Origin of the sequence: Vibrio penaeicida (assembly GCF_030689305.1) — a bacterium.
GTDB lineage: Bacteria > Pseudomonadota > Gammaproteobacteria > Enterobacterales > Vibrionaceae > Vibrio > Vibrio penaeicida_B.
Window position 1 is genome coordinate 237933 of sequence record NZ_JAUYVM010000007.1, and the last position, 14783, is coordinate 252715.

General features: G+C 47.7%; 6 protein-coding genes. 1 reads left to right on the top strand and 5 read right to left on the bottom strand.

Translation table 11 applies throughout. The features are described 5' to 3' along the window. Nucleotides 1-21: 21 nt before the first annotated feature. On the top strand, nt 22-1818 hold the full coding sequence (locus Q8W40_RS13530; protein WP_305397767.1) for a HEAT repeat domain-containing protein: 1797 nt from the start codon (nt 22-24) through the stop codon (nt 1816-1818). A 75-nt stretch (nt 1819-1893) separates the two neighbouring features. Here Q8W40_RS13530 and Q8W40_RS13535 read toward each other — a convergent pair whose 3' ends face one another. The 5 genes from Q8W40_RS13535 to Q8W40_RS13555 all read right to left on the bottom strand — a co-directional run bounded on the left by Q8W40_RS13535 (nt 1894) and on the right by Q8W40_RS13555 (nt 14768). Next, complete coding sequence (locus tag Q8W40_RS13535; RefSeq protein WP_305397768.1) at nt 1894-5415, bottom strand: non-ribosomal peptide synthetase; 3522 nt, start codon at nt 5413-5415, stop codon at nt 1894-1896. A gap of 13 nt (nt 5416-5428) precedes the next feature. After that, nucleotides 5429-5758, bottom strand: coding sequence for an isochorismate lyase (locus Q8W40_RS13540; protein ID WP_305397769.1), 330 nt, complete (start codon nt 5756-5758; stop codon nt 5429-5431). 2 nt (nt 5759-5760) lie between these two features. Then, nucleotides 5761-7386: a (2,3-dihydroxybenzoyl)adenylate synthase gene (locus Q8W40_RS13545; protein ID WP_305397770.1), complete on the bottom strand. Its 1626-nt coding sequence runs from the start codon at nt 7384-7386 to the stop codon at nt 5761-5763. A 99-nt stretch (nt 7387-7485) separates the two neighbouring features. Next, entirely contained in the window at nt 7486-10776 is a 3291-nt protein-coding gene (locus tag Q8W40_RS13550) for a non-ribosomal peptide synthetase (RefSeq protein WP_305397771.1), read from the bottom strand. After that, complete coding sequence (locus Q8W40_RS13555; RefSeq protein ID WP_305397772.1) at nt 10773-14768, bottom strand: amino acid adenylation domain-containing protein; 3996 nt, start codon at nt 14766-14768, stop codon at nt 10773-10775. The genes Q8W40_RS13550 and Q8W40_RS13555 overlap by 4 nt, the downstream gene beginning before the upstream one ends. Nucleotides 14769-14783 lie beyond the last annotated feature (15 nt).

Genomic DNA, 14783 nt, shown 5'->3' on the forward strand with positions numbered 1-14783 from the left:
AAACGGCTAGGTTGGTAGAAAATGACTAAAAAGGTAACGCTGTATTTTGCCGTGTTTTCGGCATTGGTTGCTTTAATTTTACTGGGGTATGTAAAAGGTACCGAAGAGGAATATCGGGTTCGCTATGAACCAGGTGAAACCTATACCTACCAGTTAGAGTACGTCAGTGAGGCATCTGGGCACGCATCAGGTTACGCCGAAGCTGCCAACCTTATCGCCGCACAAGTGAATGTTCATTATGAATTTAAAGGCAAAATGAACATTCACGTGCTGGAGGAGACGATTTCAGGGTATAAGCTTGAATTCACGTTTGACGCTGAATCGTTCAAAGCCAGCCTGAATGAGGAAACCAATTGGGTTTGGCCAAGTGATATTGTGGTGAAAGGCCATCTAAATAGAGCGGGTCAGTTGTCTGAATTGCAGTTTCAAGAGCAATATTTTTTGGAATATGCACAAGTTCTGAAAGAGTGGATGAGCCAGTTTCAGGTGTCGCTGTCTAATCGAGGGCAAGTACGTTGGCAAACCAAAGAAGAAGACTTTACGTCACTTTACGACGTGTCTTATTCAATTGCTGCACACTCTATCCCTTCGGTTGACTTGATGTTGACGAAGCAATTCATTCCAACAAACCCTCAAGTTCGTATGGATCAAACAACAGACATTACCATCAATCGGTTGTTTGAGCGTATTGAAACAATAGAAACTCACCGAGATAGAAGTACATTCTCTGCTAATCGTTTAATGGCGAAAGAAAATATGCATCTGACTTTGCATTTTGTCTCAACGTCTAAAACAGGGCTTTCTAAGCCTGAACTTTTAGGTGCGGTGATTGAGGATACGCTGTCTGGGGAATATCAAAAGCAGGCGTTAAAACAGAAAATGTATGCAAATACGTTGGCAAACACTGACCCAGATGGCTTTAGTGATCGACTACGTTCAACCCCATCTATGGGGAACCAAGCTCTTTCGAAACTATTCTTTGAGCTTCGGGCTTGGGTGTCGCTTAACCCTAGCGAGCTAAACCAAATTGAAAGTTGGCTCCGTTTATACAATGCCAATCACCCTTCATTTCAGATGTTGAGTGCATTGTTGGTGAACATTGGCACACCGGAAGCGCAAAACATCTTACTGAGAGTGCTCGATACCTCTTCGATCTCTAAGCAGCAAGCCATCATGCTTAAACTGGCTTTCTTAGCCAATCCAACCAAAGAGAGCGTTGCTGCTGTTTCAGCAATGGCGAACTCGCTATATAAAAGGGAAGATCAAGTTCAGGCAAAATTGGTTTTAGGCAGTATGGCTAACCACCTTCTGGACTCAGACCAAGTCAGAGGGGATGAAATTTACCAAAAGCTAAGCCAAGAACTGGATGGAGCAACCGATGCAAGCCAGATTGCCGAAAGCCTAAGTGTGATAGGTAACATTGGTTCTCCAAAACAAACAGAGAAGGTTAAATCTTATCTGAATCACGAAGAAAAGTCGGTCAGGCATGCTGCCGTAAACGCGCTTCGATTCGTCAATACACCGGAGGCTCAATCGGTATTGCTGGATTCTTTAAAAGCAGAAGATGAGAGAGTAAGAGAGCTGGCATCCTCTGGTTTAGGATATACAACACCTCAGAAAGAGTTCATTAGTGTCTACAGGAAAAGGCTGTTTGAAGAAACGAACCAGCAAGTGATCAAGCAGCTTATGGACCTCCTCGGTAACATGTCCACTCAGTACCCTAGTGCGATTGCGGTACTTGAAGAATATGTGCCCACCATTGGTATCACTAGCTTAAAAAATTATGGGGAAAGCGTTTTAGAGCAAGTTAAAAGCTGACGTTAACTCTGAATTAAATACCCTTCATAAAAAAACAGAAGCGACTTAGCTTCTGTTTTTTTAACTCATCGTATATCAATTACTTTTTCTCAGACGCCTCAACTTTTGTTGTCTTTCTCGTCGACTCGATGCATTGTTTTTTTCCGAAGGAGCTGGCGTGTCAGTATCGTTTCCGAGCAATAAACGGCTTTGCTGGGATACGGTGGGGCACTCAAAAACTTTGATTGTTGAAACTGGAGTAGGGCTTACCTCTGACAACATGGTGGACAGTCGAGTTGCGAGTAAAGAATTCCCGCCCACACTGAAAAAGTTGCTTTCAGGATCATCAATGTCGTGACCAAGCAATTCGTTCCAGATAGCCATGACTTTCTGTTCCTCTTCGCCTGCCGCACGATGGTTTTGCGACCTTTTCCCCAAATCCTTTTGGACATGGATAAGCAATGATTTACGATCGATCTTGCCGTTAGGGTTTAAAGGAAATTCATCCAAAAAGAGGATCACCCCAGGTACAAACGAAGGCAGTAAATGGCTGGACAGCCAACTTTGCAGGTCGGCTTCGGTCAATGATGGTGTTTGTCGTCGGGCAAACCCCACTAATCGGTCGCCTTTGCTTCCATCGCTTACCACAAGCGCACACGCCATATCGACCTCTGGGTGACGTGTCATCAGTGTTTCAACTTCCCCCAACTCTAAGCGCAGTCCATTGAGTTTAACCTGACCATCAGAGCGTCCAAGAAATTCGATCCAGCCTTTTTCCTTATCCCATCGTCCCCAGTCTCCACTTCGATATAAGCGTTCACCAGAGATTGGATGAGTAATGAAAGTCGCATCCGTCTTTTCTTTATCATTACAATAACCACGTCCTACCCCAAGACCGCTGATATACATTTCACCCGGTACCCCATCAGGACGAGGGTTCAGAGCGTGGTCTAGGATGTGGATTTGGTGATTTGACAGAGGAACTCCGTAAGGAATCGATGTCCAAGCAGGATCAATGTCTTTGACCACGTGCTCGACACACCAAATAGAGGTTTCGGTCGGTCCACCCATAGAGACGAGATTGCATTGAGGCGCGTGTGTTTTGACACTTCGACACAATTCCAGTGGAATGCGATCCCCAGAAAGGAACACATGGTTTAAGCTGGTTAAGTTATTTAACGTATTCTTTCCTTTCAAAAAGTCGACGTAAAGCTGCAATAACGCGGGCACGGAGTTCCACACGGTCACTTCTTTTTGAACAATCAGCTCATGCCAGTGTTCTGGGTCCGTGGCGCGTTCATTGGTAGGAATCACCACGGCGCCGCCGACACCTAAAATGCCAAACACATCGTACACAGAAAGATCAAAAGATAGTGACGAAACCATCAAGCAACGATCGAGTGAGCGCAATTGATTTCGTTCACATACATCTGTAACGGTATTTAGCGCTGAACGATGCTCAATCATGACGCCTTTCGGGGTTCCCGTAGAACCGGAAGTGAACAACACATAAGCTAGATTTTCAGAGGTAGCCGAGTTGACTGGCTTGGTGCCGGGTTTTAATTCCAGCATCGATTTGGTAACGGTGATGGATTCCAGTCCGTGTGTACCAATATTTGCGTCAGCGACCAGCATTGTTTGGGCAGTGGTCTGCTTGAGAATATCTGAAACGCGCTGCGGTGGCAGTTTGGGATCCACGGGCACGTAAGTCGCGCCTGTTTTTAGTATCGCTAATACAGCGACTATCTGCTGCCAGCCTTTTGGCATATGGACAACGATGAAGTCACCCGATTTCGCTCCCATTTCCTGCAGCTGTAAACCCAATGCATCACTGGCTCGATCAAGAGCCTGATAACTGATCGACACATCTTCATTAATCACCGCAATGGCATCTGGTGTTCGAGCTGCGCTTTCAATGAATGGTCCGTGTAAATGCTGGTGCTGAACGGTGGGTTGCCAGTCGGTAGAGTTCTGTTCAGCTCGCTGCCAGTTGCTTGCGGTAGACGCAAAGAGTTCGGAAGTCTCCCAAGCATCGCTTTCCGCGAGCGCTGTTAACCAACTCAGTTGAACTTGTGTCATGCTCGCAACTTGATCCTCATAAAAAGCCTGAGAAACATAATCCCAGTTCAATACTAAGTCGCCGTTCTCTTCCAACGCTTGGTGATCGACAAGTAATTGAGGTGTTTGCACGGCAGCATCGATCACCTTGCCAAATTGACCAAAAGCATCCAAATAACTCCGTCCAGTACCGAGGGCACTAGTGAACACAAACGGCGATTCAAGTGCTCGCCCTGGGGTATTTTCTCGCGCTGCTAACTTGGCTAACACTTCCACACCGCTTAAGGCTCGATGATCTAAATCACGCCATAGTTGCGACTGCACGCCCTTGGCTAATTCACTCATGTTTGATGCCGCTGCGCAGTCGATTTCTAGAAGCATCAGGGAAGTAAAATCACCAATCACGCTTAACATGTCTTCACTTGCATGGTCGCGCGAAAACAGGGTTGTAACCAAACAAAAATGAGGCTGTGTTGCCCATACTGCCAGCAACCTACCATACACGGCCATGAGTAGTGCGGAAGCGGTCAAGCCACGTTTGTTTGCCTGTTCCTGCACCTTTAACCACGTTTCCTTTTGTAATCGAATTTGCTTGCGTTCAAATTGAGGAATACCGAATTCTGCTGGGCTTGCCAGTAACGGAAGTTCGGGACCCACTGGAAAGTTTTTTAATCGCTCTTCCCAGTACGCTTCGGCAGCCTGATATTTTGGACTTTCTCGTAATGCGACTAAGTGCTCGACATGATCGCTGAATTGGGATTGTGTGGTCGGAATGGGTGCCGCCGGATCCTTGTACGCATTCCACCATTGGTCGACCCATATTTCTAGCGACCAAAGGTCGAACACGAGAATGTCGAAACTAATGTGTATCACCCAGCGGTTTTGGGGCATACGGTTGAGCTGGATTTCAAATAGTGGCCAGCGATCAGCGGGCAGCACTTGTTGCCAAAGCTCTGCGCGAATATCTTCCCGCTTTTCATGTGCTGTCGCATCATCCAAGTGAGTATGGTCATGTAAAGGAATCTGGTAGGCGTCTACCTGTTCAAGTACTTTTTGTTCACCATCTTCAGTAATGATGGCACGAAGCATCGGGTTCGCTGTAATAACTCTATTTAGCGCATCCTGCAGTGGTTCTGGCGAAATCGACTCAGCCTCAATCTCCAGATAACCGTGGGCAGCGACTCCACCTAATTCAAAGTGAGGGTTTCTACCCAACCAGTAAGCACGCTGCACATGGGTGAGTGGGAAGGTATCGTTGGTCGTCTTTGTTGATGGAACGGCAGTGGGTACTTGTTCGGTTTCGTGGGCTTTTTCCAATGATGCTTCGATGACTTTTTGCCAACCTTCAATGGAACCGGCTTCTGCCATTGCACTAAAACTGACGTGAATACCGTCTTGCTCTAATTGGCTGCATAGGCGCATTAGGGTAAGGGAGCTCAACCCTAATTCGATAAGATTTTCTGTCGTACTGAACTCGTCGGGTTCCGCTTCCAACACTTCTGCCGCAAAGCCAATCAAGCGATTCTGGCTCCAACTGTGTAATTCCGTTTGGTTAGTCATTTTATTCCTCATACTATTTGTGCCAGAAATGGGTTTGTTGTTGGATAAACCACTGAATGATTTGTGCGTATAAGGGCACGATGAAATCTTCGGACAACTCGGCCTCTTTACTCCAGTATTGGCGAGCCTTCAACATCGCCGCTACTCGCTCTGGAGCGGGTATTGCTTCGGCTGTTTCTTTGAATTGCGCGGCACTTAAAACATAACCTTTACGCATACCAAGCAACTGGATGACTTGTTTGTCTATCGTGTCGATGGCTTGGCGAACATCGCCCAAAGACTTGCAGTCATCAGGAGTCTCTGCGTCAATTCCGATGTCACGTGATGTGAGTTTGATGGTCATGCTCATACCTCTTCGCTTAGCTTTTTACGCAGGACCACTTTGTTTACCTTGCCGACCCCTGTTTCAGGGAATCGTTCGATAAAACGAAACTCATCAGGCATTTTGAAGGCTGCGACACCTTGCTCTTTGAGGTGGCGTTTTAGCTTTAAGGTACTCAACGCCTCTACTTTTGGAATCACAAAAGCGCAAATCCGCTCACCCAGTAGTGTGTCTGGCAAGCCGACGACAACGGCATCAAGCACACCGTCATGACCGAGCAGGACATTTTCTAACTCTTCACCAGACAACTTTTCTCCACCTCGGTTAATTTGTTCTTTCTGGCGACCCACAACCGTAATCGCGCCATCCTCGCCTTGTTCAACTAAATCGCCAGAAACGTAAAAACCGTCTGCCGTGAAGGACTCGGCATTTTTGTCCGGCATGCCAAAATAACCTCGCATGGTATAAGGTCCCCGAACTTGTATGAGCCCCTTCTCACCAGGCGCAACGAGGTTCCCTTCGTTATCGACGACTCTTACTTCATCGCCCGGACTCATCGGGTAGCCTTGTGTTTTACAGATATGATCCGCGCTGCCATCCAGTTGGGTGAAGCACACCAAACCTTCTGCCATACCAAACACTTGCTGCAAGGTGCATCCAAGGGTAGGCGAAATCCGACGAGCAGCCTCTTCCGCCAATTTAGCGCCACCCACTTGCAATACCTGCAAACTTTGCAGCTTTTGTGGTTGCGCATTGGCTACCCAGACTTGAGCGAGAGGGGGAACAAGTGAGGTCACGGTGACGTTATGGCGCTGAATCAAATCAAAGCAATGTTCGGGCTCTGGGCTGTTTGTAATGATGACGTGACCACCTTCAAGCAGAGTTGCCATGATGCCCGGACAAGCAAAGGTAAAGTTGTGCGCAATAGGGAGAACGCAAAGGTATACACTGCCTGAGTGGATATTGCTCGCCTTAGCCGCACAGCGCATGTTGTGCAGATATTCTTGGTGTCGGCGAGGTATCAACTTTGGAATGCCCGTTGTGCCACCGGAAATTTGAAAGACAGCCACTTGATGGGGCGTTGGCGCTTCAGGTAAATCAGTGGGGGTAACATTGAGCTGATTGAACCCTATTTGATGGCTATCTGGAATCCCGTCAACCACGACATGTTCTAGCTCGGGAAGCTCTGCCTGCAATTCGGCGGCGAGCTTGCGAAAGTCAAATCCCCCGAATTGATCGGCAATAATGTAAGCTTTTGCACCAGTAAATCGACAGAATTGCTCAATTTCCAGCTTGCGGTATGCCGTCAGTGCAAGAACCGGTACAACGCCGATTCGAGTAAGCGCGAAAAGGCTTTCCACGAAACGAATACTATTGGGAAGTTGCACGACGACAACATCACCGGGTTGCAAACCTAGTTGGAGGTAACCGTGGGTCAAGCTCTCTACTCGATTCGACAATTCTGCGTACGATATCGTTACATCGCCTTCAGTGAGCGCTGGTCTGTCACCGTATTTTTTCGCCATCTCTTTGAGAGAAACGTCAAAAGTATCGTTTAACCAATATCCTTCAGAGCGATAATGCTCAATTAACTCAGGAGGAAAGTCTGGGCATTTTTGTTCCAGCAATTGACGCTTTTTAGAATACATGATGGTCTACGTCCTCAAATTCAGAGATCTTGTTTGGAAAGGCGAGAGTGGATTGGGCTGCCTTTAACACTCCCAGTGGCGGCAAAAACGTGTGTTTATTCATGCGGGCTGACCTAATGAGTGCTGTTCAACTAAGGTTGCGATGTGCGCGTCTAAGGCACTGACCGTCGTATGGGTGAAAAGATCCGTGACCGGTACATCGAACGGCAGCTCCGCATTTAGTTGACCATGAGCCTCGACCAAATCGACAGAAGATAAGCCAAGCTCAAAGAAATTCATTTGGGGATCGAGATTTTTAATGCCCAATTTTCTTTTAAGGATTTTTGCAACCAAGCTATCTTTTCGAGAGCGGCCTTTGGCGGATTTTATCGATTTGGCTGATAGAGCGGGGAGCGCTTTTGTATCCACTTTGCCATTTGCGGAGAGTGGCAGTTTGGTGAGCGTACCGATGCGTTTAGGCAGCATGTAGTCTGGTAACAAACGGGCACAATGTTGCTGAAGTGACGTTTCATTCACGTTGGTCACCGCATAGGCCAATAACGTGCCATCTCGAACAATTGCAATGGCTCGCGAAACGTCAGGGTGACTTTCTAGGGCGTGGATGATTTCACCCAGCTCAATTCGATGCCCTCCAATCTTCACTTGCTGATCGCGGCGTCCAAGGAATTCTAAGGTCACATCTTGCCAGAATCGTCCGTAATCCCCAGTCTTGTATAGCCGTTCTAATGGATACTCACTGGATGGATTGAGTATGAAGGAAGACGATGTCTTTTCTTCATCTTGCCAATACTCGCGAGCCAATCCTAGACCGCCGATATACAGGGCTCCCGGCACAAGGTTTGGTCTGTCTGCGCCATAGGTATCCAGTACACGATAATATTGCCCAGATAATGGTTGTCCGTAGGGCACCGTTAGCCAGTCTTCTGTTTGCTCAGCCACGTCCTGCCAGTTCGACCAGATGGCGGCTTCAGTGGCACCGCCCAATGCGATTAGCTTTGCTTCTGACAGCGCTTTCAGCTCTGCTCCCTGAGTCATTGGAACCCAGTCACCACTAACAAGCGCCAACCTGAGGCTCGGCGGCATTTTGCGGTTAGCGTTACGCGACCAAACGATCAGCATTTGCAATAGCGCGGGAACCGAATTCCAAATGCTAACGTCATATTGACTCATCATGTCTGCCCAGTGTTCCGGATTCCGCTCTTGGTCAGGAGCAGGCAGCACCAATGCAGCGCCAAAGTTTAAGGTACCGAAGATGTCGTAAACTGAAAGGTCAAAGCTAAGGTTGGATAACGCAAACACTCGATCTGAGGGCTGCAAACCAAAGCGTTGCTGCATATCATGGAGTGTATTCAATACCGCACCATGCTGCATACAAACGCCTTTGGGTGTGCCTGTCGAGCCAGATGTGAAAATGATATAGGCGGGTTGTTCTGCCTGTAATGGGCAGCGTTGCCTTACCAGATTTTCTAGCGGCTGAGAGGTGTCATCGCTAGGGGGCGACACAACAATTTCTGGGACGGTGTCGAGTTCTAAAGAGGCTCTGCAAAGCACCGCTTTCGGGGCGGATTGTTCACATATGGCGTGCATACGTGCTCGGGGTTGGTCTGGAGATACAGGCACGTAGACTCCCCCAAGGTAAAGGACGGACAACACGGCGGCGATTTGCTTTGGGCTTTTCTCCATAGCAATAAGTACACGGTCACCTTGTGACACCCCGCAAGCTTTCAATTTCTCGCTGATGGATACCGCCCAGCAAGCCAATTGTTCGTAACTCAACGTACCCTCTGGGCTAAAAATGGCAGGCTGTGCGGCTGTTTTGGGTAAATTCAACCAAAAATCATCAGTGAGTCCACCCGTGGGGAGAACGCCATTTTTAGCGTGGATACGATTTCGCGCTTTTAACTGAGATGCTGGCAGAGCTCTGGATAACGGTTGTCGCCAAGATTCTGGTTGATTGGCTAAAGCGTCAATCTGCAAACGATAGTGATTGAACGCCTCTTCTGCGGCATCTAAATCAATCGCTGATTCTGCCACGTCCCAATTCAGGTTTATCCCACCATGCTCTTCGTATATCTGGTGATCGAGTGTGACTTGTGGTGTTTGGCTGATACCATAAACCTGCTCCCAGCCTAGGGATTTTTGTGGTGCGCCATCTTCTCCGATAAGCAAGCTTGTAAAAACAACAGGCATCAGGGATTTACTGTAGTCCGCTCGTTGTCTTGCCAACTCACGAACAATCTCCACTCCAGATAAATCACTGTGTTCAAGACGTTCAAGTAGCTGGTTTTGCGTCCTGCCTACCTGCGCTTCGAAAATAAGGTTCATTTTGTCGAAGCTGAGCAATGTCGTGTTGGTAAACTCACCCAATACGCGATTAATGTCTTCGTCTCCGGGCGGGCGGTTAAACAAGGTGACATTAAGTGTTAGGTCTTCATTGGCACTCCAACAAGACAAGCTGTTCGCAAATACCGTGGCCAGTGCGCTGGTGGGTGTTAATTTGTGCTCGCGGCAGGTTGCTTGAAATGCTGCCCACTCCTTTTCAGGTAGGTGATAATGGAAGCGTTTGAACTGCCCTGTGTTGCCCCTTCCCTTAAAGGGGGCAGGTAGGTTAGGGGCATCTGGCAGGGTGGTCAGCGCGTTTTTCCAATAGTGAATTGCGTCACTTTTGTCACTTGCATATTGGCTGACCATCAGATCGCGAAAACGCAGTTGTGGTGCTGGGCTAGGCTCTTGCCCTTCAATACGTTGAAACCATTCTTGGAAGAACAGTTGGCAACTCCACGCATCCAGTACGATTAAGTCAACGCAAGAGTGCAGTCGAATGCCTTGCTCAGTGCGGCTAATATGCAGATCGAATAGAGGCCACTGCTCAGGATCTCGGACTTTCTCTGACAGAGTTTTGCGTATGCGTTGGAGCTCCGCTTCCTGCTGCTCAGGGCTGTGACCAACTAAATTGGTCACTGGAATGCCATAACTCGGTACTTCCTGGAGCACTTTTTGTTGACGTTCGGGGAGGAGTACAGTCCTTAACATGTCATGAGATGCGATGACTTGGTTTAGTGCCGCTTCCGCGAATTCAATATTTAAGTCTGTGCGTTCAAATTCAATGTAGCTGTTTGCGGCAATTCCGCCATGGCTTAACGCATCGGTCCGACCAATCATATAAGCTTGCTGAATCGGTGTTTGAGGAAACGGTTCGAATCGCTCGGCGTCACTGCCTTTGTTATTGTCGCTAAGTCGCTGCAACAATACAGGTTTCATTTCTATCAACCGAGCGCGAAGGTGCTCATTCAATGCCCCCGGGGGCGCTCGGAATTTTAGTTGTCCTTCTTCTGCCCAAATCTGTATTGCCGCAGCATCCAAATCATCGAGGAGTTGTTTCAGACTCATAGCGTTTCCTCAGTTAATTCAATGTTGAAAGAGGCATTGTTGGCATCACGTTGCGTCAGCATTTCGTCTGTTAAGGTACCGCCCACTAATCCGTGAACGTAAATTTGCTCTTTTTCCAGACCGCATAATTGATTGATTTGCGAAGGAGATAAATCGCCGATATGACAAGTTCCAATCCCTGCGTTTACCGCATAGTTGTCGACCAACTGCGCCATTGACCCGGCTTCAATGAGCCCAAACGGTAGGCTTGAACCTTCATAAAGCGGTACGATATCTGGCAGATTGAGGGCAAAAGCCAAAACAAAATGCGCATCTCCAATCCATTCCTTATTGCCAGCGCTGAGGTTTTCTATCTGAGGCAAGGGTGTATTTCCCCGAGGCAGCAATTTATGTGAATGGGGATCGTATAAATACGTGCCTTTTTCTAGCCCCTCGACTTGGTAAGCAAGAAGGTATGTTTGAATTGGATACATTCCTCCTGCAGAAGCATAAGGGCGGTATTGGTTGTTGTTACACCAGTAAACTCGAAGCGCATCGAGCATTTGGGAAAGTGCGAGTTGAGTGACAGGCGTCGAACTAAATGCACGTGCACTGCGTCTTGTAGCGTCGGGTACGTTGCCAGTATCGGGTAGATTGATGGCATGTTTGTCATCGAGAGCGCGATGACGGGTTTTGAACAAGCGACGCTCAAGAGCATCCAAAATGACTGGGGTTTCCTCCAAGTAATCTTGAACCTGCTCTTCACCCGGCCAAATTGATTTCCCTTTTGTATTACCACTGGAAGAAGGCAGCAGCTCAGCAACCAGTTCAATTAGATCCGGTATGGCAACAGTACGAGCTAGTGTGGTTAATTGTGGGCGCGTGCCTGAAAATTTTTGTATTCGGCTGGCCAATGCAATCAGCTCTAGTGATGTCACACCAAGGGCGACAAGATTGTCGTTTGGCAGAACCTGCTCGCGCTTGAGAACTTCCGCCACCATATTGCAGACCTGTTCACTCAGGTCATTGTCTGGTTTGAATGAGCGGTGCGTAGGAGCTTTTTCCGTGAGTGCCAGTAGCGCTTTGTTGTCAATTTTCCCGTTGGAGGTGAGTGGGAAACTTTCGACCTGATGCCATATACTCGGCACCATGTAATGGGGCAGGTGCTGCGCTAACGTTTCCTTTAATGACTCTAAACAAAGCGTCTCACTTTCTGCTTTCACAAATGCCGCTAAGCTCTTTCGAGTCCCTTCCCCTTTGGGTAACACGCGGCAATCTTGAATGCCATCTAATCCGTTGATCGCCTGGCTTACTTCACCTATTTCCAGACGGAACCCGTTGATTTTCAACTGTCCATCGGCTCGACCATGAAACTGAATCACGCCATCTTTATCATAGGTACCAAGATCACCAGTACAGTAAAGAGGAAGCCCACTGCGAGGGTGGTTGAAAAAGGCGGCGGCGGTTTTTTCTGAGTCTTTGAAATACCCATTCGCTAGCCCTTTTCCTGCAATGTATATCCCGCCTATACATCCTGGCTGCGCGATTTCAAGATCTTGTGTCAGTACGAAAACTTGCTGACCACCCAGCCCATTTCCGTATGGGATACTTTGCCATTCACTATCGACTTCATTAACTTCAAAATAGATAGACCAAATGGACGCTTCGGTGGCACCACCAAGTGAGTAAAAGCGGGCTTTAGGCCAGAAGCTTTTAGCGCGTTGCGGTGATGTAAGACCTATCCAATCACCACTGAGCATAATGTTATTCAACTCATGTTGCGGCGGCACTTGGTTGGTTTCCAAGTAATCGAGATAAATCTCAAATAAACCGGGTACGGTATTCCAGATTGTGACTTGATGGCGGTGGCATAATTGCGCCCAATGTGACGGGTCGTGCTTACCTGATATTTCCGGTAATACTATCGCGCCACCACACCCTAACGTACCGAAAATGTCTTGAATAGAGAGATCAAAATGAAGCTCTGACAGGGCAAGGACTCGATCAGTCGATGTGATGTTAAAGCGTTGATTGATATCGAGTACGGTGTTCAGTGCTGCATCGTGCTGAATCATGACCCCTTTTGGCATACCTGTGGAGCCAGACGTATAGAGTATGTAGGCAAGAGAATCAGGCTTCGCCCCAGAACAGTGATGAAGAATATCGCTACTGGCGATTTCATGTTGACTGATATCCCAAGATGGATGTTCTGAAAGTACGGCTGGATCGACGCCGCTATGCAAGATCAGAGTCGGCTCCAAATCCTGCAAAATTTGTATCTGACGAGAATTGGGCTGATTACCGTCGATTGGTATAAACGTTACCCCAAACGTGCTGCATGCTAAGGTCGCTGCAATTTGATTGATTGATTTATTAAAAATCAGAGCGACCTTACTGCCTTCATCGACATCGCGGGCCTTCAACCCTTCGATTAATCCAGCTACTTTCTCCGCAAGATCGTGATGGGTAATGCTCTCATTGCCTTGAATAACGGCGGGTTTGGATGTCGCGGAACTTAGGTTCTCCAGCCATAAGTCACTCAAACGTTGCGCTTGGCTTGCCTCTGGCAAGTCGGGCACCAGATGTGCATTACTTGGATCATTAAATGAAAATGGTTTTTTGAGAACTTCCGGATCATCGATGATGGCATCAATCTGAGTGCAGTAATCTTGCATCAGTGCATTGGCTACTGACAGAGACATCACATTGACGGAAATATCCCAGTGAATTGCCAATTGCCCGTTTTCTTCAATAAGAAGGTTATCCAATATCACCTGAGGTGTTTGAGCCGTACTTAAAACGGGTCTGCCGGGAAGGTCATCCATTACCGTCATTAGAGAACTGGCGTCTTGTGACAGCGTAGACGTTACTACGACTGGCATCAGCGGAATATCAAGGTGCCCTTGTGCTTGCGCCATCATTGACATGACTTCAACGCCACTCACGGCGTTAAACTCTAGATCACGCCATAATGACTTCTGGATGTCGGTTATTCGGCTCTCTCGAGTTTGGTTATCTGCTGTCATATCCATATCAAACAGCATTGTAGTGGTGAAATCGCCCACCACTCGAGGTACGTCATTGTGTATCGCTTCACGATTGAAAAGCGTCATATTTAGCGTGAAATGAGAAGATTCACTCCAACGTGCCAAAGATTGACCAAAGCACTCTAGCAATAGGCAGGATATGGTGATCCCACTCTCTTGCGCGATGTTTTTCAGAATGGACCAGCGTTCGGTTGGTATGTATTCAGAGATACGCTCGTATTGCGGTACTCCCGCTTCCTCTACACTGTTAATCAGAGGTAATACAGGGGCCGGCGGTAGGTCCTTGGCGCGTGAACGCCAGTGATTTTTCGACGCTTCAAGTTTTTCTGAAGAAGGTGCCGACATCGCCAAGTATTGAGGAAAAGTAAGCTCAGGAGCAGCAATATATGCATCCGGATCTTCATAGAGCGCTGCGATGTCTTTAAGTACTAAAAGTATGCTTTGTTGGTCAGTATTGATGAGATCAAAACGAAAATGAATGTGGGTTTCCCCAGACGGCATGTGTGTAAACTCTAAGTCGAATAGCGGCCATTTATCCAGTTCTGGCAGATCTCGAGACAGCCTCTGGCGCGTATCTGAAAGGTGTTCCTGCGCAACCTCTTCAGAGGCACTTTTCAGATCGTGCTCGGATGCGGACAATGCTTCCGTCAGCGGCCGAATCACTTGGCTCTCACTAGAGAGTATTTCAACCCGCATCATGGGATGACGATGAGTGGTGTCTTGCACGGCTTTTACAAATCGCGGTACATCCAATTCGTCGCAAACTCGCTCATAGTAGAACTGGCAAGCCGCACCACCGAGAGTGAGTTGTGAGCTGCGACCCATGAAGTAAGCGCGTTGAATATCGGTCAACGGAAAGCTTGTTCCTTCAGGTATGTCTGGAAGCTCAACAAGTTCGTTATCTTCATCCAAAGCCATTAATTCGGCCATTAGATCTGTATCAAAATCATCGTCTAGTGTGTTCATTCGTTTTACTCAGGG